Here is a 22,982-nt window from a genome sequence, read left to right as displayed (position 1 = left end):
GCGCGCCGGCACGCTCCCGGCCCCCGATGACCGAGTGGCTGCTCGTCGGCGTCGGCGTCCTCCTCGTCCTCGCCTGCGCCGCCTTCGTCGCCTTCGAGTTCGCGCTGGTCACCGTCGACCGCGCCACCGTCGAGCGCGAGGCCGCGGCCGGCCGGCCCCGCGCCGGCGGCGTCCTGACCGCGATGCAGACGCTGTCGACCCAGCTGTCGGGCGCCCAGCTCGGCATCACGGTCACCAACCTGGCCATCGGGTTCGTCGCCGAGCCCTCCATCGCGGCACTGCTGGAGGGGCCCCTGGCCTCGGCCGGGCTCTCCGGCGGCGCCGCGCGCTCGGTGTCGATCACGCTCGCCCTGGTGCTCGCGACCGCGCTGACCATGGTCTTCGGCGAGCTGGTGCCGAAGAACCTGGCGATCTCGGCGCCGCTGGGCGTGGCCAAGCGGGTCTCGGGCTTCCAGCGCGGCTTCACCACGGGCACCGCGCTGGTCATCCGGCTGCTCAACGGCTGGGCCAACGGCATCCTGCGCCGGCTGTTCGGCGTCGAGCCGCAGGAGGAGCTGGCCTCGGCCCGGTCCCCGGAGGAGCTCACCTCCCTGGTCCGCCGCTCGCGCACCGTCGGCACCCTGCCCGCCGGGACGGCGACGCTGCTCGAGCGCGGACTGGCCTTCGGTGAGCTGCGGGCCAGCGACGTCGCCACCCCGCGGATCCGGATGACCACCGTCGAGGTGGACGCCCCGGTCGCCGCCGTCCTCACCACCGCACGCGAGTCCGGGCACTCGCGGTTCCCCGTCGTGTCCGGGGCCGGCGCGGACGACGTCGTCGGGATGGTCCACGTGAAACACGCGCTCGCGGTGCCGCGCGAGCAGCGCGGCAGCGTCCCGGTGGAGCGGGTGATGGTGCCGCCGCGGTTCGTCCCGACCTCCCGGCAGCTCGACGACCTCCTGGCCGACCTGCGCCGCGGCGGCCTGCAGATGGCCGTCGTCGTCGACGAGTACGGCGGCACCGACGGCGTGGTGACCGTCGAGGACCTCGTCGAGGAGCTGGTCGGGGCGGTGTCCGACGAGCACGACGAGGACGGCGAGCAGGACGTCGTCGACCGCGGCGACGGCACCTGGTCGGTGTCGGGGCTGCTGCGGCCGGACGAGGTCAGCGCGCTCACCGGTCTGGCCGTCCCCGCCGACCGGCACTACGAGACGATCGGCGGCCTCGTGCTGCACCAGCTGGGGCGCATCCCCGAGCCCGGTGACCGGGTGACCGCCCTGCGGCGGCTGCCCGCCGAGCTGGCCGGCCAGGCCGAGGGCCACCCCGGCGGCGTGTGGGTCGAGGTGGAGGCCCTCGACGGCACCCGCGTGGACCGCGCGCTGGTCGGCGCGCTGTCCGCCGAGGACGGGGAGGCCGACGGTGCCTGACTGGGCCGGGGTGGCGGTCGCCGTCGTCCTGCTGCTGGCCAACGCCTTCTTCGTGGGGGCCGAGTTCGCGCTGATCTCGGCGCGGCGTTCCTCGATCGAGCCGCTGGCCGAGGCCGGGTCCCGCCGGGCCGCCACCACGCTGGCGGCGATGGAGCGGGTCTCGCTGATGATGGCCGGCGCGCAGCTGGGCATCACCGTGTGCTCGCTGGGCCTGGGCGCCATCGGTGAACCGGCCGTGGCGCACCTGCTGGAGCCGGTCTTCGACGCGCTGCGCGTGCCGGAGGCGCTGGTCCACCCGATCTCCTTCGTCCTCGCGCTCACCGTCGTGGTGGCGCTGCACGTGGTGATCGGCGAGATGGTGCCGAAGAACCTGGCCCTGGCCGGCCCGGACCGCGCCGCGCTCGCGCTGGCCCCACCCCTCTCGGCCGTGGTCACCGTGCTCAAGCCGGTGATCGTCGTCCTCAACGCCCTGGCCAACGGCGTCCTGAGGCTGCTGCGGGTCGAGCCCAAGGACGAGGTCACCAGCTCCTTCACCCGCGACGAGGTGGCCGGGCTGCTCGACCAGTCGCGCGCCGGCGGGCTGCTCGACAAGCGGGGGCACGACCTGCTCACCGGCGCCCTCACGCTGGAGGACCGCGACACCCGGTCGGTGCTCATCCCCCGCACGCAGCTGACCACCGTGCGCCCGGACGACGGCGCGCTCGCCGTCGAGCGCGCCGCCGCCCGCACCGGCTTCTCCCGCTTCCCGGTGGTCCGCGACGGCGTGTTCACCGGCTACGTGCACGTGAAGGACGTGCTCGTGGCCGACGGCGAGCCCGACGTGCGGGTCTCCGACATCACCCGTCCGCTCCCCCGTGTGCCGGCCACCGGCGACCTGCGCACCACCCTGCAGACCATGCAGGCCGACGGCGCGCAGTTCGCCGCGGTGACCCAGGACGGCGCGGTGCTGGGCGTCGTCGCGCTGGAGGACATCCTCGAGGAGCTGGTCGGCGAGATCCGCGACTCGGTGCACCGGTGACGACGCGCCGGAGACTGCTGCGCCGCTGATCACGACGCCGGACAATGGGCGCATGAGCATCTGGGGCAGGGCCAAGGCGAAGGCCGACGAGCTCATCGGCCGCGCCGAGGAGGTCTACGGGGAGTCGCACGGGGACGCTGCGGCGAGGGTGGCCGGCGAGGCACGGCGCCTGGAGGGCGAGGCGGAGGAGGCCGAGCTCCGCGAGGACGACGACCGCCGCCGGCCGCAGGACGACGACGGGGTGCCCGCGCGACAGTGACCGGGGCCGGCTGACCGGACGGCGGCCGGTGCGGCGGCCGGTGCGGCGGCGCGCTGGGACACTGGACGACATGGTTCCAGAACCGGGCATCACCGATGTCGCGCCGTGGCGCGACTTCGCCGACGCCGCCCACGGCGCCCTGCAGTTCCTGCACGAGCAGCTCGGCTGGGACGTGTGGACGGTGACCCGCGTGATCGACGACCGTCAGGTCGTGCTGCACGCCCACCCGGCGACGGTGCTGCCACCGGGGGCGTCCCTCCCGTGGGAGGAGAGCTTCTGCCGCCTCATGGTCGCCGGGGAGGCGCCGCGGGCCGCCACCGTGACCGCGGCCGTCCCCGAGTACGCGGCCCGCTCCATGGGGCCGGTGCGCCGGGTCGCCTCCTACCTCGGCGTCCCGCTGGTCACCGCGGACGGCGAGCTGTTCGGCACCCTGTGCGCGGTCGGCTTCCGCGCCCGGCCGCGCAGCGCCACGCGCGACCTCCCGCTGGTGGAGACGGTGGCGCGGATGCTCAGCACCCTCATGGCCGCCGGCATGAAGCCCCCCGACCCGCCGCCGGGCCCGGACATCGGCTCGACCGGGCACTGACCGGGCGGCCCGACGCCCGGACGCCTCTTCCGGCAACGACGCCGCGGTGCCATGGTTGGGAGCCCCGCGCGCCGCGGTCCGACCAGGAGGCACCGATGCCCAGGTCACTCTCCCCCGCACGCACGACGGTGCTCCTGGGCGCCGTCCTCGGCCTCCTCGCGGGCACCGGCGGCCCGGCCGCCGCAGCGCCCGGGGACGACGTCATCGTCCTGCCCGGCGCCAGCTCCGCCGAGGGCATCGCCCAGGGCCGGGGCGCCACCTTCTACGCCGGCGACCTGTTCCGCGGCGACGTCTTCCGCGGCGATCTCCGCGAGCGGACGGCCGAGCTGTTCATCGACGCCCCGGACGGGCGCCTGGCCGTGGGCATGGACGCCGACAACCGGCACCGGCTGCTGTTCGTCGCCGGGGGCTACACGGGCCAGGGCTACGTGTACGACACCCGTTCCGGCGAGACCGTCGCCACCCACCAGCTCGACGACCCGACGACGTCCTTCGTCAACGACGTCACCGTCACCCGCGACGGCGCCTGGTTCACCGACAGCCTGCAGGCCCAGCTCTACTTCGTGCCGCTGGACGACGGGGAGCCGGGGGAGGCGAGGACGCTCGCCCTGAGCGGCCCGGCGGCCGACACCAGCGGCGAGTTCAACCTCAACGGGATCGTCGCCACCCGCTCCGGCGGGACGCTCATCGTCGCCCACTCCGGCACCGGCCAGCTGTACACCGTCGACCCGGAGTCCGGCGCCAGCGCGCTGATCACGGGGGTGAGCGCGCCCAACGCCGACGGGCTCGTGCTCGACGGTCGCCGGCTGTGGGTGGTGCGCAACCCCGACAACCGGGTGGTCGAGGTCCGGCTGAGCCGGGACCTGACGTCGGGGACCGTGCGGGAGGAGATCACCGACGAGCGCTTCCAGAGTCCGGCCACCGCGATCCGGTACGACGGCGAGCTGGCCGTGGTGAACGCCAAGTTCGACACCGGCGTCCCTCCGACGGCGGACCAGTACGAGGTCGTGCTGGTCGACGACTGAAGCGGGACGGGGCCTACGGGCAGGCGACCCACTCCTCCTCGCCGTCGGTGAAGACCTGCCGCTTCCAGATCGGCAGCCGCTTCTTCACCTCGTCGACGAGCTCGGCGCAGGCGGTGAAGGCCTGCCCGCGGTGGGAGGCGCTGACCGCGCAGGCCAGGGCGACGTCGCCGATGCCGAGCATGCCGACCCGGTGCGACACCGCCACGGCGTGCACCTCGGGCCGGGCGGCGAACTCCGCGGCGATCTCGGCGATGAGCTCCTCCGCGGTCGGGTGGCCCACGTACTCCAGCTCGGTCACCGACCGGCCGCCGTCGTGGTCACGCACCACGCCGGCGAACGAGACGACCGCGCCGGCCGCCTTGTCCGCCACGGCGTCCTCGTGCTCGGCGACCGACAGCGGCGTGTCCACGACCCGGGCGATCACGGCGCCGACGGTACCCCGCCGGGCGGCACGTCGAGGTCGGTCGGATCCGCCAGCCCCGTGCAGTCGACCTCGCTGACCCGGTGCGCGGCGAGGTATCGGCGGGCGCCCTCGTCCCCGGTCGCGGTCTCCGCCACGCCGGCCCAGTGCTCGCGCCCGAGCAGCACCGGGTGGCCGCGGACCCCGTCGTAGGCCGCCACGGCCAGGGCGTCCGGGGCGGCGTGCGCGGCCAGCCGCTCCAGCGCGGCCGGCGTCATCCCGGGCATGTCCACCAGCAGGACCAGCGCGGCGTCGATCTGCCCAGGCCACCCGCGCAGGCCCTCCAGCCCGGTGCGCAGCGACGACGCCATGCCGGTCTCCCAGTCGCGGTTGGCCAGCACGGTGGCCCCGTCGAGGTCGGCGGTGCGCCAGACGTCGACGGCCCGGGCGCCGAGGACGACGAGCACCGGGTCGCACACCGCCCGCGCCGTCCGGACCGCCCGCTCGACCAGCAGGCTGCCCTCGTACTCGACCAGCGCCTTGGGCATCCCGTAGCGACGGCCGCCCCCCGCGGCGAGGACCAGCCCCGCGACTGAACTCACACCCCCACCCTGCCAGGACCGGCCTTTGTGGCCACGAAGGCCGTCCGGAAACGGGCCTTCGTGGCCACAAAGGCCGGTCAGCGGGCGTAGACGGCGACCTCGGAGGCCTTCACCGTGGCCCACACCTGCGACCCGGGAACCAGGCCCAGCTCGGCGAAGGCGGTCGCGGTGACGTCGGCGACCAGCGGCACCTCGCCGTCCAGCTCGCAGCGCACCGTCGCCCCGTGCGGGGTCGCGGAGACCAGGCGGGCGGGCCAGACGTTGCGCGGGCTGCCGTGCGGCGCGCTCAGGTAGAGGGCCACCGACTCGGGGCGGACGGCGACGAACACCGGCCCCGAGGTCTCCTCGGCCACGGCCACGGTGCCCCCGCCGTCCAGCCGCACCGACGTGCCCGCGCCGGTGCCCGGCAGCAGCGCCAGCCCGACCAGCCGGGCCACGTAGTCGGTGCGCGGGTGCCGACTGACGTCGGCCGGGGCGCCGGCCTGGACCACCCGGCCCTCCTCGACGACGACCACCCGATCGGCCAGCGCCATGGCGTCGACCGGGTCGTGGGTGACCAGCACCGTGCTGCCGCCGAAGCCGGCCAGGTGCCGGCGCAGCTCCGCGCGGACGGTGAGCCGGGTGCGGGCGTCCAGCGCCGACAGCGGCTCGTCGAGCAGCAGGACGGCGGGGTCGCCGACCAGCGCGCGGGCCAGCGCGGCCCGCTGCGCCTGCCCGCCGGAGAGCTGCCCGGGGCGGCGGTCGCCGAGGCCCTCGAGGCCCACCCGCGCCAGCCACCCCCCTGCGGCGGCGCGGGCCGCGGCCCGGCCCACCCCGCGCGTGCGCAGGCCGAAGGCGACGTTGTCGGTGACCGTCAGGTGCGGGAAGAGCAGGTGGTCCTGGAACACCATCCCGAGGCGGCGCTCGTGGGCGGGCACGTGCACGCCGGCCGCGACGTCGTCCCAGGTGTCACGGCCGTCGACCACCACCCGGCCGCCGTCGGGGGGGAGCAGGCCGGCGAGCACCCGCAGCAGGGTGGACTTGCCCGCCCCGTTCGGCCCGAGGACGGCGAGCACCTCCCCGTCGGCGACGTCCACCGCCACGTTGACCGTGGCCGTGCCGCGGGTGACCCGGACGTCGGCGGTGAGGCTCACGCGGCCGCCCGGGACAGCCAGCGGTCGCGCAACAGGAGCAGCGTCGCCAGCGAGACGACGAGCAGCACGAGCGAGAGGACGATCGCCGCCTCCGGGTCCCGCTGGAGCGCCAGGTAGACGGCCAGCGGCATCGTCTGCGTCGTCCCCGGGAAGTTGCCGGCGAAGGTGATCGTGGCGCCGAACTCGCCGAGCGCGCGGGCCCAGCACAGCACCGCGCCGGCGGCGATCCCCGGGGCGACCAGCGGGAGGGTGACCCGGCGGAACGTCGTCCACCGGTCGGCGCCCAGGGTGGCCGCGGCGTCCTCGAAGCGCGCGTCGGCCGCGCGCAGGGCGCCCTCCACGCTGATGACGAGGAACGGCATCGCCACGAAGGTCTCGGCGATCACCACCGCCGTCGTGGTGAACGGGATCGTGACGTCGAAGGTCTGGTCCAGCCAGCGGCCGACGATGCCCTGCCGGCCCAGCACCAGGAACAGCGCGACCCCGCCCACCACCGGCGGCAGCACCAGCGGCACGGTGACCAGGGCCCGCAGCACCGACCGCCCGCGGATGCGGGAGCGGGCCAGCACCCAGGCCAGCGGCACGCCGAGCACCAGCGAGAGCACCGTCGCGAGCGTGGCGGTGACCAGCGAGAGCCGCAGGGCCTGGCCGACGGCCGGCGCGGTCAGCTGCGGCCACAGTCCACCCCACGGCGCCCGGACGACGAGCCCGACCAGCGGCAGGACGAGGAAGACGACCGCGAGCAGCGCGGGGACGAGCAGCGGCAGCGGGACGCCGGGTTCCCGTCGTCTCACGGGGTCCGGAAGCCGGCGTCGGTGAGCGCCTGCTGCCCCGCCTCGGACTCGACGAGGTCGACGAAGGCGGCCGCCGCGTCGGGGTTGGGGGCGTCGGCGAGCGTCACGATCGGGTAGTCGTTGACCGCGTCCTCGGCCTCCGGGAAGTCCAGCCCCTCGACGGCGTCGCCGGCGGCGGTGACGTCGGTCGTGTAGACCAGCGCGGCGTCGACCTCACCCAGTTCGACCTTGGTGACCGCGGCCCGCACGTCCTCCTCCAGGGTGTCGGGCACGGCGGTGGTGCCGGCGGCGGCGAAGACGTCCTCGGCGGCCGCCCCGCACGGCACCTCCGGGGCGCAGACCGCCAGGGTCAGGTCCTCCCGCCCGAAGTCGGCCAGGCCGGTCACCCCGGCGGGGTTGCCCTCCGGGACGGCGATCTGCAGGACGTTGGAGGTGAAGACGGCCGGGTCTTCGGCCTGCAGCCCGGCGTCGGTCACCACGGTCATCTGCGTCTCGTTGGCCGAGGCGAACACGTCGGCCGGGGCGCCCTGGGTGAGCTGGGTGGCGAGCGCGGAGCTGCCGGCGAAGTTGAACTGCACGTCGAGGCCGGGGTTCTCCTGCTCCAGCTGCTCGCCCAGCTCGGTGAAGACGTCGGTCAGGGAGGCGGCCGCGAAGACGGTCAGGGTGCCGCCGAGCCCGGCGCCCGACGAGCCCGGTGCCGCCGTCGTCCCCGCCGCCCCGTCGTCCGACGACCCGCCGCAGGCGGTGAGCACCAGGGCCGCCGCGAGGGGGAGCACGAGAGGGGCGCGCCTGCTCATCGACACCTCCGGTCGGTCGGACCGGCGTGGCACCGTCCGCGTGTGCGGGAGGTTATACGAAATCCAGCCGCGACTGCGCGTGCTCCATGGGCAGCGGATCCGAGACTGCGTCTCGGTCACCGGGTCAGGGGACGTCGATGCTGACCTGGGTGGCCTTGACCGTGGCCACCGCCCGGACGCCGACCTCCAGGCCCAGCTCGTCCGCGGCCTCCCGCGACATCAGCGAGACCACCCGGAACGGCCCGGCCTGGATCTCCACCTGGGCCATCACGGTGTCGCGGAGGACGCGCGTGACGATGCCGGTGAGCCGGTTGCGGGCCGACGAGCCGCGCGTCGTCCCCGGCTCCGGCGCCTCGTGCAGCCCGGCGGCCACCCGCGCGAGGTCCGCGCCGGCGACCTGCGCCGGGCCACCGCCCTGGCGGCGGGCCGGCAGCCGGCCGCTGTCGATCCAGCGCCGCACGGTGTCGTCGCTCACCCCGAGGAGCGCGGCGGCCTCGGCGATGCGGTAGGAGGCGGCCACGGCCGGACAGTAGCCCGTCGCCCGCCCGCGAGCCGCCGTCCTCCCCTCACCGTCGCCGAGCCGCCGACGCCGCGCACGCCACGATCGGCGCCCGGTTTGCCGATCTCCCGGCGCGGGGAGAGGTGGCCGGTGCCCCGCACCGAAGAGACCAACCCCGCCGGGGCGTCCGCCTCCGTCCGCACCCGCCGCATCCGGGAGGTGGCCCGCGACCTGCTCGGCTTCGAGGAGTTCCGGCCGGGCCAGGAGGAGGCGATGAGATCGGTCGTCTCCGGCCGGGACACCCTCGCGGTGCTGCCGTCCGGGGCCGGGAAGTCCGCCGTCTACCAGGTGGCGGGGCAGCTGACCGACGGTCCGGTCCTCGTCGTCTCCCCCCTGATCGCCCTGCAGCGCGACCAGGTCGGCCGGCTCGACGAGCTCGACGGCCTCGACGGGCAGGCCGCGCAGCTGAACTCCGCGCTCAGCGCCGGCGACCAGCGCGCCGCCCTCGAGGGCCTGGCGGACGGAACGGTCCGCTACCTGTTCCTCGCCCCCGAGCAGCTGGCCAAGCCCGAGGTGGTCGAGGCGATCGGGCAGGCCTCCCCCGCGCTGTTCGTCGTCGACGAGGCGCACTGCGTGTCGGCCTGGGGCCACGACTTCCGCCCCGACTACCTGCGGCTCGGCGCGGTCGTCGAGCAGCTGGGCCACCCGACGGTCCTCGCGCTCACCGCGACCGCCGCCCCGCCGGTGCGCGCCGAGATCGTCGAGCGCCTGGAGATGCGCGACGCCCGCGTGGTCGTCGCCGGCTTCGACCGCCCGGAGATCCGGCTCGAGGTCGAGCAGCACGCCGACGCACACGGCAAGCAGCAGGCGGTGCTCGAGCGGGTGCTCGCCGAGGTCGGGGCCGGGCACGTGCCGGGCATCGTCTACAGCGCCACGCGCAAGGGCACCGAGGAGCTCGCCGCCGAGCTCACCGACCGCGGCCTGCGCGCCCGCCCGTACCACGCCGGGCTCAGGAAGTCCGACCGCGAGGAGGCGCAGCGGGCCTTCATGGACGACGAGCTCGACGTCGTGGTCGCCACCACCGCGTTCGGGATGGGCATCGACAAGCCCGACACCCGCTTCGTCGTCCACGCCGAGCCGGCGGACTCCGTCGACAGCTACTACCAGGAGATCGGCCGGGCCGGGCGGGACGGCGAGCCGGCGCTGGCGGTGCTGGTCTACCGGCAGGAGGACCTCGGCCTGCGCAAGTTCTTCGCCGCCGGCGTCCCGGCCGAGGAGGAGCTGCAGCAGGTGGCCGGCCTGGTGACCGGGGCGCAGGCCGCCGGGCTGGACGACGGCGTCGACGTCGGGCAGCTGCGCGAGGAGACCGGCCGGGGCGCCACCCCGCTGGCCCGCGACCTCAACCTGCTCGAGCAGGTGTCAGCGGTCGTGCTGGACGAGGAGGGCGCGGCGCACCCGGCCGAGGGGGCGCCCAGCCCCGGCGAGGCCGCGGCCGCGGCCCGCGAGCTCGCCGAGCACCACGAGCGGGTCGACCAGAGCCGCGTGGAGATGATGCGCGGCTACGCCGAGACCACCGAGTGCCGGCGGCAGTTCCTGCTCGGCTACTTCGGCGAGCAGCTCGAGGAGCCCTGTGGCAACTGCGACAACTGCTCGGCCGGGCTGTCGCAGCAGCAGCCGGGCGCGGACGACGGCGACACCCCGTTCCCCGCCCAGACGCCGGTCCAGCACGCCGAGTGGGGGCCGGGCGTGGTCATGCGGGTCGAGGACGACCGGGTCGTCGTCCTGTTCGAGGAGGTCGGCTACAAGACCCTCGGGCTGGCCGCGGTCCTGGACAACGACCTGCTCGTCCGGCGCGAGTGAACCGCCGCCGGTCTCACGGGGGACCGGCGGCGCTCGCGCTGCGGGCCGAGGTCATCGGCTCGATGATCACAACGGAGACCGGGCAGACCCGCCCGGCGGGAGGAGAACACGGGTGAAGGTCCTCGGCATCAACGCGATCTACCACGACCCGGCGGCGGCCCTGGTCATCGACGGCAGGGTCGTGGCCGCGGCCGAGGAGGAGCGCTTCAGCCGGCGCAAGCACGGCAAGCGGCCACTGCCGTGGAGCGCGTGGGAGCTGCCCGAGCTGTCCGCGGCCTGGTGCCTGGCCGAGGCCGGCATCCGCCCCGAGGAGCTCGACGCCGTCGCCTACTCCTTCGACCCCGCCCTGATGGGCACGCCCGAGGAGTCCGGGCTGTTCGACGACGGCGACGTCATGCGCAAGAAGTACGCCGAGATGGCGCCGGAGTTCCTGGCCCACGCCCTGCCCGGCCTCGACCCGGCGAAGGTCCGGTTCGTGAAGCACCACGTCGCCCACGCGGCCTCGGCCGGGCTGGCCGCGCCGCAGCGGGACAACTCCGTGCTCGTGCTCGACGGCCGCGGGGAGGCCCACAGCCACCTCGCCGGCCGGTACGTCGACGGCACGCTCGAGGTCCTCGCCGGCCAGACGCTGCCGCACTCGCTGGGCCTGATGTACGAGGAGCTCACCGACCACCTGGGCTTCCTGCGCAGCTCCGACGAGTTCAAGGTCATGGCGATGGCCTCGTACGGCAAGCCGCGCTTCCTCGGCGAGCTCTCCGAGCTGATCCGGGCCACCGGCGACGGCGGCTTCCGCACCGAGCGCATCGACTTCGCCGAGTTCGCGCCGCGGCTGGGCAAGGGCGACCAGTGGACCGAGGACCACGCCGACCTCGCCGCCAGCGTGCAGCAGCGCCTGGAGGAGGTGCTGGTCGACCTGGCCCGCTGGGTGCACGAGCAGACCGGCGACGAGGTCCTCACCCTGGCCGGCGGCACCGCGCTCAACTGCGTGGCCAACACCCGCATCCTCGCCGAGAGCCCGTTCGAGGAGGTGTGGGTCCAGCCGGCCGCCGGCGACGCCGGCACGGCGCTGGGCAGCGCCCTGCACGTGGCCCGCGAGCTCGGCGAGCAGACCGAGCCGATGCCCGGCGCGGCCCTGGGCCGCGGCTGGGACGACGACGAGATCGAGCGGTGGCTGGAGACGGCCGCCATCGACTACGAGCGTCCGGACGACGTCGCCGAGGCGGTCGCCGAGGTCCTGGCCGACAACGGGATCGTCGCCTGGTTCCAGGGCCGCAGCGAGTACGGCCCCCGGGCGCTGGGCCACCGCTCCCTGCTCGCCCACCCCGGCCACGAGGCCAACCTCGAGCGGATGAACGACGTGAAGGGCCGCGAGCAGTTCCGCCCGGTCGCCCCGATGGTGCTGCTGGAGAAGGCGGGGGAGATCTTCAGCCGCGGGCCGATCCCCTCCCCCTACATGCTGTTCGTCCACGACGTGGCCCCGGAGTGGCGGGACCGCATCCCGACCGTCACCCACGTCGACGGGACGGCGCGGATCCAGACGATCGACGCCGGCACCGAGCCGCTGGTGCACCGCATGATCTCGGCCTTCGAGCGGCGCACCGGGCTGCCGGTGGTGGTCAACACCAGCCTGAACACCGCCGGACGGCCGATGGTCGACGACCCGCGCGACGCCCTGGAGTGCTTCGGCTCGGCGCCGGTGGACCTGCTGGCCATCGGCCCGTTCGTCGTCCGCCGGCCGAGGCCCACCCGGCGCTGACGAGACCGGGAGGTGACGTTTCGGCAACGGTGGGCGCCGAAACAGGGGGATCCCGTTCCCCGCCCTCTGACCTGGGTAGTCCCGGATGCAGGCCGTCCAGAACAGGGCGGTCCGCATGTCCCTGGGAGGACCACCATGTCCGCACCACTCAACGACACCGGTACCGGCCGGGGGGCCATGACCTGGCCCCAGGTGCTGGCGCTGGTCTTCGGCGCCGTCTACCTGCTGGTCGGCATCGCCGGCTTCTTCGTCACCGGATTCGAGGACTTCGTCGGCAACGAGGCGGGGACGCCGCACCACGTCGACGCGAACCTGCTCGGCTTCATGGTGAACCCGATGCACAACGTCGTGCACATCGCCATCGGTGTGGCCGGGCTCGTCCTCGCCCGCACGCTCAGCGGCGCCCGCACCTACGGCTGGCTGCTGACGGTCGGCTACGGGGCCGCGTTCCTGTACGGCCTGTTCGCGGTCGGGAAGGAGTGGGACTTCCTCAACCTGAACTGGGCCGACAACGTCCTGCACCTCGTGACCGCGATCGTGGGCCTGGTCATCGCACTGGGCCCGGTGCGCTCCGCCGTCCGCGGTCGCACGAACCGGGTCTGAGCTGCCGGCACCACCACCCGGAGGCCGGGCCCCCGCGCGGGGCCCGGCCTCCGGCGCGTCCGCGGCGGGCCACGCCGAAGGTCCCTGCCCGCACGATGACCTGGGTCACTCGACGCCGGCACGGTCCGGTCGCCCACTGGACGGTGCACCACTGCTCCGTCCGCAGGGGACCACCGTGGACGACGACCCCGTACTGCGCGCGCTGGGGGACGACCTGGCGCGCGAGGACCCCCGCCTGGCCGCCCTGCTCGGCTCCGGCCCGGACTCCCCCGCCGAGGACCGCCGCCACCGGCCGCGGGGCGCCGGCTTCCTCCTGCTGCTGCTCTGCGCGATCGCCGTCGGCGTCACCGCGCCACTGCTCTTCGGCCTGCCCGCCATCGGCGTGCTCGGCATCGCGCTCGTCCTTGGCAGCCCGCTCCTGGTGGCACGGTGGCTGGCAGGTCCGCCGTCCGACGGGCCGACCTGACCCACGCGCGGGGCCCCGCCCTCTACGTTGCGGGCATGGACTTCGCCCTCTCCGCCCGTGCCGAGGACGTCTGCGGCCGGATGTGGGACTTCATGCGGGAGCACGTCTTCCCCGCCGAGCCCGTCTACGAGCAGTGGCGGGCCGCGCGCGGTCACGACGACCACGCCCACCCTCCGGTGCTGGAGGAGCTCAAGGCCGAGGCGCGCCGGCGCGGGCTGTGGAACCTGTTCTCCCCCGAGCTCGGCGAGCTGTCCAACCTCGAGTACGCCTCCGTCGCCGAGATCATGGGCTGGAGCCCGACGCTGGCCCCCGAGGCCACCAACTGCGGCGCCCCCGACACCGGCAACATGGAGACGCTGATGCTGTTCGGGACGCCCGAGCAGAAGCAGCGCTGGCTGGAGCCGCTCCTGGCCGGGGAGATCCGGTCGGCCTTCGCCATGACCGAGCCGGACGTCGCGTCGTCCGACGCCCGCAACATCCAGACCTCGATCGTCCGGGACGGGGACGACTACGTCCTCAACGGCCGCAAGTGGTGGACCAGCGGCGCCGCCGACGAGCGCTGCCAGGTGTTCATCGTCATGGGCAAGACCGACCCCGGGGGCGCGCCGCACCGGCAGCAGTCGATGATCCTGGTCCCCCGCGACACCCCGGGGCTGGAGATCGTGCGGCACCTGCCGGTGTTCGGGTACCAGGACCAGCACGGGCACTCCGAGCTGCTGCTCACCGACGTCCGCGTGCCGGCGACGAACCTGCTGGCCGGCGAGGGCGACGGCTTCCTGATCGCCCAGGCCCGGCTGGGCCCCGGCCGGATCCACCACTGCATGCGCGCGCTCGGGATGGCCGAGCGGGCGCTGGCCCTGATGGTCGAGCGGTCGAGGTCGCGCGTGGCCTTCGGCCGGCCGCTCGCGGACCAGGGCACGGTCCGCGAGCTGATCGCACTGTCCCGGCTGGAGATCGACCAGGCCCGGCTGCTGGTGCTCAAGACCGCCGACCTCATCGACCGGTTCGGCGCCAAGGGCGCCCGCACCGAGATCGCCGGCATCAAGGTGGTCGCGCCGCGGGTGGCCTGCGAGGTCGTCGACCGCGCGATCCAGGTGCACGGCGGCGCCGGGGTCAGCGACGACACCGTGCTGGCCCGCTTCTACGCCGCGGCCCGCACGCTGCGCATCGCCGACGGGCCGGACGCCGTCCACCTGCGCTCGGTCGCCCGTGAGGAGCTGGGGCGGGAGCGGCCGTACGCCGGCTGACGCGGAGGCTCGGGAGTGAGCTCCCGTCGCTCCCGAGCCTCCGCTGCGGTCCGGACCTGTCACACCGTGCTGCCAGGCTGCGAGCGTGCCCAGAGACCCGGAGGCCGACGACCTGCTCGCCGAGCACACCGACACCGTCGCCGCCACGGCGCAGCGGCTGCGCACCGTGCTGCTCGACGCCCACCCGCAGTTGCAGGAGCGCGTACGGCACGGCTGGCACTCGCTCAACTACCGGGACCCGACGGCCGGCTTCGTCTGCGCCGTCTTCCCGACGGCCGACCGGGTGCAGCTGGTCTTCGAGCACGGCGTCCGCCTGCCCGACCCGGAGCACCGGCTGTCCGGCACCGGCCGGCAGGTGCGCACGCTGGACCTCGCCGCCCCCGAGGACGTCGACCCGGACGTCGTGACCGGGTTCCTCGACCTCGCCGTCGAGCTCGGGGCGGGACTGCGATCGGCGGCCGCTCGGGGCGCCCGGGGATGAACCCGGTGCGCCCGGAGAGCGGTCCGCCGCTCAGGGGGCGAGCGTGCCGCCGAGACCGCCGCCGGCCAGCTTCGCCATGAGCTGGGTGCGGTCCAGGCCCACGGCGTCGAGCGCGTCGCCGTCCCGGTCGGTGTCGATCTCGTCGGGCAGCTGGGCCGCCACCTTCTCCGCGGTGTCGTTGTCGCCCTCGGTGCGCAGCACCCGCAGCAGCTCCTGCTTGTCCAGCTTCACGCCTGACCTCCGCTCGGTCCTCCGACGGTCGGGCGTCCAGCGTGCGGCGCGCCCGGGTGACCTGCAACGTCACGACGACCCGAACCCGTTCGGTCACGATCCGGTCACGGCGTCACCCCCGCCCGGCGTCCTCGCGCGTCGTAGGGGGTGACGAGGGGGAGGGACCAGTGGGAGCACGGGACGAGGCGTCCTTCGAGGCGTTCGTCGCCGCACGGTCGGACGACTTGCTGCGCACCGCGGTGCTGCTCACGTCCGACCGCGGGCACGCGGAGGACCTGCTGCAGACGGCGCTGGTGAAGGCCTACCGGCGCTGGGGCCGGATCGCGGGAGCCGACCCCTACCCGTACGTCCGCCGGGTCCTGGTGACCAGTGCCGCGAGCTGGCGGCGCCTGCGGACGACGCAGGAGATCGTGGCCCTGCCCGCGCACGACCCCGCCGGCCCCGACGCCACCGACGAGCTCGCCGAGCGGCAGCGCATGACCGCGGCGCTGGCGACCCTCCCGCCCCGGATGCGCGCGGTCCTGGTGCTCCGCTACGCGGAGGACCTCGGAGAGGCGGCCACCGCGGAGGTCCTGGGCTGCTCGGTCAACACGGTGAAGACCCAGACCGCGCGGGGCCTGGCCCGGCTGCGCGTCCTGCTGGCCACCCCCGCCCCCGCCGTCGTCCTGGAGGAGTGCTGACATGGCCCGGCCCGATCTGGAGACCCGGCTGCGTCAGGGCCTGCACGCCGCTGCCGACGACGTCCCGCCCGCGCCGTACGACCTGGCCGACCGGGTGCGGCAGCGGGCGCGCACCCAGCGCCGCGCCCGCCTCGCGGTGGGCGCCGCCGGCCTGGTCGCGGCGGCCGTGCTGGTCGGCGTCCCGGTGGGGGCGGCCACGCTGCTCGGGGACCGTCCGGGCGGGCAGGTGGCCGCGCCGTCCGGCGCCGTGCCGCCGGAGACCTCCCGGCCGCTGACCGAGCTCCCCACCCGCGGCTCGCTGGCCGGGGACGCCGACTGGCTGGCCGGGGTCCGCGCACTCCCCTGGACCACGGCCAACTCCCCCGAGGGCGCGCCGGACCCGGCCGTGGCCGAGCGCCGGGTCACCTTCGCCGGTGACGTGCCGGGTGCCCGGGTGGCCCTCGTCCTCGCCGGGGACGCCCCGCTGGTCGCCGCCTGGTTCGTGGGCCCGGAGGGCGCCGACCCCGGGCAGATGACCCTGGCCGCCCCGCCCGCGGAGACGACCGCGCAGCACCCGCTGGCCCTCATGGACGCGCCGGACCCGGCCGCCGCCGGCCCCACGCTGGTCGTCGTCACCTGGCCCGGGGACGGCGCCCGCCTGCTGACCGGGAGGACCGTGACCGCCGACGGCACCGCGACCGAGCAGTGGCTGCCCGTGCCGCTGACCGACGGGGCCGGCGCGATCGCCGCGCCCGGCCCGGCGACCTGGCCGCTGGAGGCCCAGCTGCGGGTCGACCGCACCGGCGGCTCGTACGAGCCGGCCCTCACCGTGGCCGACCGGGTGCTCGACGGCGCCCGCGCCGTGCCGGACGTGGCCGACCCCCGCGGCCTGCGCGGCTCGGTCCGCGACGAGGACCTCCGGTCGGCCGTCGAGGCCCTGGCCGGGTACTACGGCGTGCCCACCGCCGACCTGCGGACCACCCTGCTGGCCGCGGGGCCGGTCGGCGACGGCTCCCCGTCGGCCACGGTGCTCGTCGGCGCCACGTTCCCGTCAGGCGCCACGACGGCGGCCCAGGTGATCGTCTGGGACGACGGCACGGGCCTGACCTCCCAGGTCGCCCTGACCGAGGTGGCACCGGCGGGGACGCCGCTGCTCGAGCAGGTCCTCGCCGTGCCCGCCTCCGTGCCGGGGGACGTCGTGGTCACCGTCAGCGGCCCGTCGTCCGCCACCGTGGCCGACGTGCTCGGCGCCGACGGCGGGCGGGTCGCCCGGTTCGGGCTTCCCGGCGGGGCGGGCAGCGGCCCCGTCACGGGCCCCCTCGACGGCGCGACGGTGCGGCTGCTCGACGCGGACGGGGCCCTGGTCGCCGAGGGGCGGCTGACCGAGCCGCCGCGATGAGGGAGCCGACGTCGGTGGTGGCCATGCGGCAGCCGGCCGCCGAGGCCCGCCGGCGGCGGGCCCGGTGGTCAGCGCCCCCGGGAGCGCCGGTACAGGAAGGCGGCGACCCCGGCGAGGACGGCGCCGAGGAACAGCTGGGTGACGCCGACGCCGGTCTGGTCGCCGGCGAACCAGCTCACCGACGACACCAGCAGGACGACGGCGATCCCGGCCGCGAGCAGCGCGACCAGCCGTTCCCGGCGGTCCCCGCCTGACCTCTGCACCATCGCCTGCGCCTCCCGCCGTGCCGACCCGACGCCCCGAGCCTCCCAGACGCCCTTGTCATGCAAGCGGCTGCTTGCGTATCGTCCCCCCGTGGGCGACGTGTTCAGGGCCCTCGCGGACCCGACCCGGCGGGTGATCCTCGACGAGCTGCAGGAGCGGGACGACCAGACGCTGTTCGAGCTGTGCGCCCGGCTGGTCAACCGGCACGGGCTCACCTCGAGCCGGCAGGCGATCTCCCAGCACCTCGACGTCCTGGAGGACGCCGGCCTGGTCACCACCCGCCGCGAGGGCCGCTGCAAGTTCCACTCCCTGGACACCGCGCCCCTGAGAGCCATCACCGACCGGTGGCGGATCGAGCCTCGAGGAGAGTGACGATGCGGATCAACCTGGCCAGCGTCTGGGTCGACGACCAGGCGAAGGCGCTGAGCTTCTACACCGACGTGCTCGGCTTCGTGAAGAAGACCGACGTCCCGACGGGGGCACACCGGTGGCTCACTGTCGTCTCCCCCGAGGCCCCCGACGGGGTGGAGCTGCTGCTCGAGCCCGACGAGCACCCGGCCGCGCGGCCGCTCAAGGAGGCGCTCGTCGCCGACGGCATCCCTTTCACCTCGTTCGCCGTCAAGGACGTGCACGCGGAGTACGAGCGGCTGCGCGGGCTCGGTGTCCGCTTCACCCAGGAGCCGACCGACATGGGGCCGGTCACCACCGCCGTCTTCGACGACACCTGCGGGAACCTCATCCAGATCGCCGACATGTGACCGGTCAGCCGGCCGGGGCGACCTCGCTCCGGCCGGCGGCGAGCCGGTCGCGCTCGGCCGGCCAGCGGCGCAGCGCGTCGGTCAGCTCGGCGTGCAGGAAGGCCATGAAGTCGCGGGTCTCGGCCAGGCGCCGCCCACCGGGGCGGTCGACCCCGAGCGCCTCCACGCCGCGGGCCACCGTCTCCTCGAACCGGTGCAGCGAGCGCAGCTCGGCGGCCATGAAGTGCGACCACAGGTCCCGGTCGTCGAGGACGTACAGATCGCTGCGCGTGCCCGGCTCCCGCTCGCGGGTGAAGAAGCCGACCTGCACCAGGTAGCGGACCGCGCCGCTGATCGCCGCGGCGCTGACGCCCAGACCCCGGGCGAGGTCACCGGCGGTGTAGTGGTCGGCGTCGTCGGCCAGGGCGTAGGCCAGCACGCGCGCGGGCATCGGCGCCATCCCCGCCTCGCGGAGCACCAGCGCGAAGCGCTCCACGAAGCGCAGCAGGGTGGCCCGGTCGCCGTCCTCCGCCACGCGTCCCCCTCCGCTCGCCGCCGGTGATGATCACGATAAGCACGGTCAACATGATTCACAACATCGTGAAATGTGTGTAGGTTCCGCGCCATGGAGAGTGCGATCTCGACCTCCGGACTCGTCAAGACCTTCGGCACCACGCGCGCCCTCGACGGCCTCGACCTCGAGGTGGCCACCGGCGAGGTGCACGGCTTCCTCGGGCCCAACGGCTCCGGCAAGTCCACGACCATCCGCGTGCTCCTGGGGCTGCTGCGCGCCGACGCCGGCCGCGTGCGACTGCTCGGCGGCGACCCCTGGGCCGACGCCGTCACGCTGCACCGCCGGCTGGCCTACGTGCCCGGCGACGTCACCCTCTGGCCCGGCATCACCGGCGGGGAGGCCATCGACCTGCTCGGGCGGCTGCAGGGCGGGCTCGACCCGGCCCGCCGCGCCGATCTGCTGGAGCACTTCGACCTCGACCCGCGCAAGAAGGCGCGCACCTACTCCAAGGGCAACCGGCAGAAGGTCGCCCTGGTGGCCGCCCTCGCCTCGGACGCCGAGCTGTACGTGCTGGACGAGCCGACGTCCGGCCTCGACCCGCTCATGGAGGCGGTGTTCCAGGACGAGGTGCGCCGCCTGCGCGACGCCGGGCGCACCGTGCTGCTGTCCAGCCACATCCTCGCCGAGGCCGAGGCCCTGTGCGACCGGGTGAGCATCATCCGGCACGGCCGGACGGTGCAGAGCGGCAGCCTGGCCGAGCTGCGCCACCTCACCCGCACGTCGATCACGGTGGAGACGGCGCGGCCGGTCACCGGGCTGGAGGGGCTCCCCGGCGTCCACGACCTGGCCCACGGCGACGGCCGCGTCCGGTTCGACGTCGACACCGACGCCCTGGACGGCGCCGTCCGGCACCTGACCGGGTTCGGCATCCGGGCCCTGGCCAGTGCCCCGCCGACCCTCGAGGAGCTCTTCCTCCGCCACTACGGCGAGGAGCTCGCCGAGGACGGCGTCGGGCGCGCGCCGGAGGCGGTGCGGCCGTGATCGCCGTCGACCCGTCGCTGCAGGCGGGCACGGGCACGCTGCTGCGGTTCGCGCTGCGCCGGGACCGCGTCCGCCTCGCCGTCTGGGTGGCGGTCGGCGCGGGGCTGATGGCCCAGCAGTCACTCGGCAGCCAGGCGTTCTACGACACCCCGGAGGCCCTGGCCGCCTACCGCGCCTCGGTGGGCAGCAACGCGGCCACGATCGCGCTGTCCGGCCCGCCGGTCGGGCTGGGGACGGTGGCCGGCGCGGTGGCGTTCGAGATCTCGTTCACGCTGGTCCTCGTGGCCACGCTGATGGCCATGTCCACCACGATCCGGCACACCCGCGCCGACGAGGAGGCCGGCCGCACCGAGCTGGTGCGGGCGGCGCGGGTCGGCCGGCACGCACCGCTGCTGGCCGGGGTGGGCCTGGCCGCGCTGGGCTGCGCCGCGCTCGCGGTCGCCATCGGTGCGGCGGGCGTGGCCACCGGCCTGCCGTCCGGGGGGTCGTTCCTGCTCGGCGCCTCGGTCGGGGCCGCCGGCCTGGTCTTCGCCGCCGTCGCCGCCGTGGCCGCACAGGTGAGCGGCTCGGCCCGCGCCGGCTACGGCATCGTGCTCGCGGTCTTCGGCGTCGCCTTCGCGGTGCGCGCCGTCGGTGACATCCGGGACGACGGCCTGTCGTGGCTGTCCCCCGTCGGCTGGGCCCAGGCGACGCACCCGTTCTCCGACGACCGCTGGTGGCCGCTGCTGCTGTGCCTGGCCGGGGCCGTCGTCCTGCTGGCCGCCGCCCGCACCCTGCTCGACCGGCGCGACCTCGGTGCCGGGGTCGTGAGCCCCCGGCCCGGCGCCGCCTCCGCCTCCCGGGCGCTCGGCTCCGCCTGGGGCCTGGCCGGCCGGCTGCACCGGGGCGCGCTGCTCGGCTGGGCCGTCGGGCTGGTCGCGCTGGGGGCGGTCTACGGGTCGATCGCCGGGTCGGTACAGACGCTGCTGGGCGACAACCCCGCCGCGGAGACCTTCCTGCCCGACCTGTCCACGGCCGGGCTGGTCGACGCCTACCTCGGTGTCACGCTCGGCATGGTCGTGCTCGTCACCGGGGCCTACGCCGTCTCCGCGGCCCTGCGCGCCCGCTCGGAGGAGGCCGCGGGCCGGGCCGAGCCGGTGCTCGCCACCGCCACGAGCCGCCCGGCCTGGCTGGGCAGCCACGCGGCGGTGGCGCTGCTGGGGTCGACCGCCGTGCTGGTCGCGGCCGGGCTGGTCATGGGGCTGTCCGCCGCGGCGGCCACGGGGGATCCCGCGCTGACCGTCCGGGTGCTGGAGGCGACCCTGGGCCACCTGCCCGACGTGTGGGTGTTCGCCGCCGTCGCCACGCTGCTCGTCGGCGTGCTGCCGCGGGCCGCGACGGCCGTGACCTGGGGCTGGGTGGCCTACGTGGTCGTGGTGACCCTGTTCGCCCGGTCGCTGGACTGGCCGTCCTGGGTCGACGACCTGTCGCCGCTGTCGTGGACCCCGGCCGGGCCGGGCGAGCCGTGGGCGACCGGCCCGGCCGCGGCGCTCACGCTCGTCGCCCTCGTGCTGCTCGCGGCGGGCCTGGCCGGCTTCCGCCGCCGCGACCTCGTCGTCGGTTAGTCCGCCTTGTTCGGGGGCTCGCCGGCCGCGCGCGCCTCGGCGGCCTGGGCCGGGTCGTAGGCGCAGGCGTCGCCGACCTCGGTGACGGTCTCGGCGTCGCCCTCGGGGGTCCCCGGGGGCGGCGGGGTCGTGCCGGCCTCGGGGGCGGGCTCGCCGCTCGGGGCTGGGGTGCCGTCGGGGGCGTCGTCCGCCGGCGCCGGCGGGTCCAGGGCGTCGGAGACGACCTGGCGCACCAGGTCGTAGTCGGGGTAGGCCGGGTCGATGACGCTGGTGTCGAAGACGACGCTGCGCACCTCGGAGTCCTTGACCAGCCACGCCAGGTCCACGAAGTCGTCGAGGGCCGACCGCGGGACGTCGGTGCTGACGATGTCCTGCGTGGTCGCCGCGAGGTCCTGGTAGCGCTGCAGCAGGGTCACCGGGTCGGCCGCGTCGATGATCGCCGAGATGGTGCAGCGCTGCCGGGCCATCCGGTCGTAGTCGGTGAGCCCGAAGCGCCCGCGGGAGAACTGCAGCGCGCGGTCGCCGTCCATGTGCTGGCTCGGACCGGGGTCGATGTAGTCGTCGGGCAGCTCGCCGGTGCCCGGGTCCCCGTTGATCGGCACGTAGTAGTTGACGTTGACGGTGATGCCGCCGAGCGCGTCGACCAGCTTGCTGAACCCGTCGAGGTTGACCAGCACGAAGTAGTCGATGTCCAGCCCGAGCGCCTCGCCGACGCCGAGCTTGAGGAAGTCCGCGCCCGGGTCGTCGGTGCGGCCGAGGATGTCGGGGAACGCCGCCGGCCCGTTGCGGTAGACGGCGTTGAGCAGGCCCTCGCTCTCGTTGCTGCCCTCGAACCCGTCGGGGTAGGCCTCGGCCAGCGGGCTGTCGGCGGGGAACGGGAGGTCCTGCAGGTTGCGGGGCAGGCTGAACAGCGTCGTCTCGCCGGTGTCGGTGGCGATGCTGGCCACGATGACGGTGTCGGTGCGCACCCCCTCGCGGCCCTCCCCGCCGTCCCCGCCGAGCAGGAGCACGTTGACCCGCTCCTTGTCGCCGAACGGGTCGGGGGTGTCCACCACGGTCGCCGACTCGCGGTCGGCGAACACGTCGTCGAGCAGGCCGCGCTGCGCCGCCGCCACCTGGACGGCCGTGTAGGCGGGGTAGACGATGCCGGCCACCAGCGCGAGGACGACCGCGGCGCCGAGCGCGTGCCGCCACCCCGACGTGGGCCGCGGCAGCAGCATCCGGTAGCCGGCGACGACGACCAGCACCCACAGCAGGGCCACCACGACGACGCCGCCGAGCACCCAGCCCAGCCAGTGCGAGTCGACGGCGATCCGGACGGCGGTGCGCCGGCCGGCCGTGGCCAGCCAGGCCCCGCCACCGACGAGGGCCAGGAACAGCAGCAGCGTGACCGCGCCGAGCACGCGGCGGCCGGCCGCGAGGAACGCCGTCCCCGGGACTACGGCACCGGCCACCGTCCAGGCGAGGGCGGAGCGGAACCGGCGCCCCTCCCGCCGGCGCGCACGTCCGGGGCTGTCCGGTGGTGGCGGGAGCGGCCTCGACGGGCCGATGGGACGGGTCTCGTCCCACTCGCTCATGTGCACGCCCCCGTGCGGCAGAAC

General features: G+C 75.4%; 27 protein-coding genes. 17 read left to right on the top strand and 10 right to left on the bottom strand.

The genetic code is table 11. The features are described from left to right. Nucleotides 1-26: 26 nt before the first annotated feature. From ACI78Q_RS03775 to ACI78Q_RS03755, 5 genes are all read left to right on the top strand, one after another. On the top strand, nt 27-1,406 hold the full coding sequence (locus tag ACI78Q_RS03775; protein WP_456921983.1) for a hemolysin family protein: 1,380 nt from the start codon (nt 27-29) through the stop codon (nt 1,404-1,406). After that, the gene (locus ACI78Q_RS03770; RefSeq protein ID WP_456921982.1) at nt 1,399-2,424 is read left to right on the top strand and encodes a hemolysin family protein; all 1,026 of its coding nucleotides are present in this window, start codon (nt 1,399-1,401) and stop codon (nt 2,422-2,424) included. The genes ACI78Q_RS03775 and ACI78Q_RS03770 overlap by 8 nt, the downstream gene beginning before the upstream one ends. A 52-nt stretch (nt 2,425-2,476) precedes the next feature. Further along, a complete protein-coding gene (locus ACI78Q_RS03765; RefSeq protein ID WP_456921981.1) occupies nt 2,477-2,683 on the top strand; it encodes a hypothetical protein in 207 nt (68 codons plus the stop codon). Nucleotides 2,684-2,753: 70 nt separating this feature from the next. Then, complete coding sequence (locus ACI78Q_RS03760; RefSeq protein ID WP_456921980.1) at nt 2,754-3,269, top strand: GAF domain-containing protein; 516 nt, start codon at nt 2,754-2,756, stop codon at nt 3,267-3,269. Between the two features lie 95 nt (nt 3,270-3,364). After that, on the top strand, nt 3,365-4,294 hold the full coding sequence (locus ACI78Q_RS03755; protein WP_456921979.1) for an SMP-30/gluconolactonase/LRE family protein: 930 nt from the start codon (nt 3,365-3,367) through the stop codon (nt 4,292-4,294). Between the two features lie 13 nt (nt 4,295-4,307). Here the strand turns inward: ACI78Q_RS03755 and ACI78Q_RS03750 are convergent, their stop codons facing one another. The 6 genes from ACI78Q_RS03750 to ACI78Q_RS03725 all read right to left on the bottom strand — a co-directional run bounded on the left by ACI78Q_RS03750 (nt 4,308) and on the right by ACI78Q_RS03725 (nt 8,540). Beyond that, nucleotides 4,308-4,718, bottom strand: coding sequence for a molybdenum cofactor biosynthesis protein MoaE (locus tag ACI78Q_RS03750; protein WP_456921978.1), 411 nt, complete (start codon nt 4,716-4,718; stop codon nt 4,308-4,310). Next, nucleotides 4,715-5,296, bottom strand: coding sequence for a nucleotidyltransferase family protein (locus ACI78Q_RS03745; protein ID WP_456921977.1), 582 nt, complete (start codon nt 5,294-5,296; stop codon nt 4,715-4,717). Before ACI78Q_RS03745 ends, ACI78Q_RS03750 begins: the two co-directional genes overlap by 4 nt. A 77-nt stretch (nt 5,297-5,373) precedes the next feature. Continuing rightward, entirely contained in the window at nt 5,374-6,429 is a 1,056-nt protein-coding gene (locus tag ACI78Q_RS03740) for a sulfate/molybdate ABC transporter ATP-binding protein (RefSeq protein ID WP_456921976.1), read from the bottom strand. Then, on the bottom strand, nt 6,426-7,223 hold the full coding sequence (locus tag ACI78Q_RS03735; protein WP_456921975.1) for an ABC transporter permease: 798 nt from the start codon (nt 7,221-7,223) through the stop codon (nt 6,426-6,428). The genes ACI78Q_RS03740 and ACI78Q_RS03735 overlap by 4 nt, the downstream gene beginning before the upstream one ends. Continuing rightward, complete coding sequence (gene modA / locus ACI78Q_RS03730) at nt 7,220-8,020, bottom strand: molybdate ABC transporter substrate-binding protein (RefSeq protein WP_456921974.1); 801 nt, start codon at nt 8,018-8,020, stop codon at nt 7,220-7,222. Before modA ends, ACI78Q_RS03735 begins: the two co-directional genes overlap by 4 nt. Nucleotides 8,021-8,144: 124 nt before the next feature. Further along, nucleotides 8,145-8,540 carry a TOBE domain-containing protein gene (locus ACI78Q_RS03725; RefSeq protein ID WP_456921973.1) on the bottom strand — a complete coding sequence of 132 codons (396 nt, stop codon included), beginning with the start codon at nt 8,538-8,540 and terminating at the stop codon, nt 8,145-8,147. Between the two features lie 129 nt (nt 8,541-8,669). On the opposite strand from ACI78Q_RS03725, the gene ACI78Q_RS03720 reads away from it, so the two are divergent. The 6 genes from ACI78Q_RS03720 to ACI78Q_RS03695 all read left to right on the top strand — a co-directional run bounded on the left by ACI78Q_RS03720 (nt 8,670) and on the right by ACI78Q_RS03695 (nt 14,932). Next, complete coding sequence (locus tag ACI78Q_RS03720; protein ID WP_456921972.1) at nt 8,670-10,379, top strand: RecQ family ATP-dependent DNA helicase; 1,710 nt, start codon at nt 8,670-8,672, stop codon at nt 10,377-10,379. Between the two features lie 112 nt (nt 10,380-10,491). Beyond that, nucleotides 10,492-12,135 carry a carbamoyltransferase family protein gene (locus ACI78Q_RS03715; RefSeq protein WP_456921971.1) on the top strand — a complete coding sequence of 548 codons (1,644 nt, stop codon included), beginning with the start codon at nt 10,492-10,494 and terminating at the stop codon, nt 12,133-12,135. A gap of 135 nt (nt 12,136-12,270) precedes the next feature. Further along, nucleotides 12,271-12,738 (top strand): DUF4383 domain-containing protein, encoded by a 468-nt coding sequence (locus ACI78Q_RS03710; protein ID WP_456921970.1) that lies wholly within the window; start codon nt 12,271-12,273, stop codon nt 12,736-12,738. 175 nt (nt 12,739-12,913) lie between these two features. After that, nucleotides 12,914-13,204: a DUF3040 domain-containing protein gene (locus tag ACI78Q_RS03705; protein WP_456921969.1), complete on the top strand. Its 291-nt coding sequence runs from the start codon at nt 12,914-12,916 to the stop codon at nt 13,202-13,204. Between the two features lie 35 nt (nt 13,205-13,239). Beyond that, nucleotides 13,240-14,451: an acyl-CoA dehydrogenase family protein gene (locus tag ACI78Q_RS03700; protein ID WP_456921968.1), complete on the top strand. Its 1,212-nt coding sequence runs from the start codon at nt 13,240-13,242 to the stop codon at nt 14,449-14,451. A gap of 85 nt (nt 14,452-14,536) precedes the next feature. After that, nucleotides 14,537-14,932 carry a DUF1801 domain-containing protein gene (locus ACI78Q_RS03695; protein ID WP_456921967.1) on the top strand — a complete coding sequence of 132 codons (396 nt, stop codon included), beginning with the start codon at nt 14,537-14,539 and terminating at the stop codon, nt 14,930-14,932. Between the two features lie 30 nt (nt 14,933-14,962). On the opposite strand, the gene ACI78Q_RS03690 is transcribed toward ACI78Q_RS03695, so the two are convergent. Next, complete coding sequence (locus ACI78Q_RS03690; RefSeq protein ID WP_456921966.1) at nt 14,963-15,163, bottom strand: hypothetical protein; 201 nt, start codon at nt 15,161-15,163, stop codon at nt 14,963-14,965. A gap of 167 nt (nt 15,164-15,330) precedes the next feature. Here ACI78Q_RS03690 and ACI78Q_RS03685 point away from each other — a divergent pair, with 167 nt between their 5' ends. After that, on the top strand, nt 15,331-15,843 hold the full coding sequence (locus ACI78Q_RS03685) for a SigE family RNA polymerase sigma factor (protein WP_456921965.1): 513 nt from the start codon (nt 15,331-15,333) through the stop codon (nt 15,841-15,843). A gap of 1 nt (nt 15,844) precedes the next feature. Then, nucleotides 15,845-17,221: a hypothetical protein gene (locus ACI78Q_RS03680; RefSeq protein WP_456921964.1), complete on the top strand. Its 1,377-nt coding sequence runs from the start codon at nt 15,845-15,847 to the stop codon at nt 17,219-17,221. 68 nt (nt 17,222-17,289) lie between these two features. Here ACI78Q_RS03680 and ACI78Q_RS03675 read toward each other — a convergent pair whose 3' ends face one another. Beyond that, a complete protein-coding gene (locus ACI78Q_RS03675; protein WP_456921963.1) occupies nt 17,290-17,487 on the bottom strand; it encodes a hypothetical protein in 198 nt (65 codons plus the stop codon). Between the two features lie 88 nt (nt 17,488-17,575). Here ACI78Q_RS03675 and ACI78Q_RS03670 point away from each other — a divergent pair, with 88 nt between their 5' ends. Continuing rightward, the gene (locus ACI78Q_RS03670) at nt 17,576-17,857 is read left to right on the top strand and encodes an ArsR/SmtB family transcription factor (RefSeq protein ID WP_456921962.1); all 282 of its coding nucleotides are present in this window, start codon (nt 17,576-17,578) and stop codon (nt 17,855-17,857) included. Nucleotides 17,858-17,859: 2 nt separating this feature from the next. Continuing rightward, entirely contained in the window at nt 17,860-18,243 is a 384-nt protein-coding gene (locus ACI78Q_RS03665; protein ID WP_456921961.1) for a VOC family protein, read from the top strand. A 4-nt stretch (nt 18,244-18,247) separates the two neighbouring features. Here ACI78Q_RS03665 and ACI78Q_RS03660 read toward each other — a convergent pair whose 3' ends face one another. Next, nucleotides 18,248-18,757: a GbsR/MarR family transcriptional regulator gene (locus ACI78Q_RS03660; protein ID WP_456921960.1), complete on the bottom strand. Its 510-nt coding sequence runs from the start codon at nt 18,755-18,757 to the stop codon at nt 18,248-18,250. A gap of 90 nt (nt 18,758-18,847) precedes the next feature. On the opposite strand from ACI78Q_RS03660, the gene ACI78Q_RS03655 reads away from it, so the two are divergent. Then, nucleotides 18,848-19,777: an ABC transporter ATP-binding protein gene (locus ACI78Q_RS03655; RefSeq protein ID WP_456921959.1), complete on the top strand. Its 930-nt coding sequence runs from the start codon at nt 18,848-18,850 to the stop codon at nt 19,775-19,777. Further along, nucleotides 19,774-21,381, top strand: coding sequence for an ABC transporter permease (locus ACI78Q_RS03650; protein ID WP_456921958.1), 1,608 nt, complete (start codon nt 19,774-19,776; stop codon nt 21,379-21,381). The genes ACI78Q_RS03655 and ACI78Q_RS03650 overlap by 4 nt, the downstream gene beginning before the upstream one ends. On the opposite strand, the gene ACI78Q_RS03645 is transcribed toward ACI78Q_RS03650, so the two are convergent. Continuing rightward, nucleotides 21,378-22,835 (bottom strand): LCP family protein, encoded by a 1,458-nt coding sequence (locus ACI78Q_RS03645; protein ID WP_456921957.1) that lies wholly within the window; start codon nt 22,833-22,835, stop codon nt 21,378-21,380. The two genes, ACI78Q_RS03650 and ACI78Q_RS03645, sit on opposite strands and share 4 nt — an antisense overlap. Between the last annotated feature and the right edge of the window lie 147 nt (nt 22,836-22,982).

Source organism: Geodermatophilus sp. SYSU D00705, assembly GCF_054050135.1.
The sequence above is the reverse complement of the archived record's forward strand: the minus strand, read 5'-3'. Positions and strand labels throughout refer to the sequence as shown.

What these genes read in the sequence shown, in the direction of transcription:
- ACI78Q_RS03675 (WP_456921963.1), bottom strand. Translation starts at nt 17,487, where the DNA reads ATGGTGCAGAGGTCAGGCGGGGACCGCCGGGAACGGCTGGTCGCGCTG.
- ACI78Q_RS03665 (WP_456921961.1), top strand. Translation starts at nt 17,860, where the DNA reads ATGCGGATCAACCTGGCCAGCGTCTGGGTCGACGACCAGGCGAAGGCG.
- ACI78Q_RS03655 (WP_456921959.1), top strand. Translation starts at nt 18,848, where the DNA reads ATGGAGAGTGCGATCTCGACCTCCGGACTCGTCAAGACCTTCGGCACC.
- ACI78Q_RS03710 (WP_456921970.1), top strand. Translation starts at nt 12,271, where the DNA reads ATGTCCGCACCACTCAACGACACCGGTACCGGCCGGGGGGCCATGACC.
- modA (WP_456921974.1), bottom strand. Translation starts at nt 8,020, where the DNA reads ATGAGCAGGCGCGCCCCTCTCGTGCTCCCCCTCGCGGCGGCCCTGGTG.
- ACI78Q_RS03755 (WP_456921979.1), top strand. Translation starts at nt 3,365, where the DNA reads ATGCCCAGGTCACTCTCCCCCGCACGCACGACGGTGCTCCTGGGCGCC.
- ACI78Q_RS03700 (WP_456921968.1), top strand. Translation starts at nt 13,240, where the DNA reads ATGGACTTCGCCCTCTCCGCCCGTGCCGAGGACGTCTGCGGCCGGATG.
- ACI78Q_RS03760 (WP_456921980.1), top strand. Translation starts at nt 2,754, where the DNA reads ATGGTTCCAGAACCGGGCATCACCGATGTCGCGCCGTGGCGCGACTTC.
- ACI78Q_RS03680 (WP_456921964.1), top strand. Translation starts at nt 15,845, where the DNA reads ATGGCCCGGCCCGATCTGGAGACCCGGCTGCGTCAGGGCCTGCACGCC.
- ACI78Q_RS03775 (WP_456921983.1), top strand. Translation starts at nt 27, where the DNA reads ATGACCGAGTGGCTGCTCGTCGGCGTCGGCGTCCTCCTCGTCCTCGCC.
- ACI78Q_RS03765 (WP_456921981.1), top strand. Translation starts at nt 2,477, where the DNA reads ATGAGCATCTGGGGCAGGGCCAAGGCGAAGGCCGACGAGCTCATCGGC.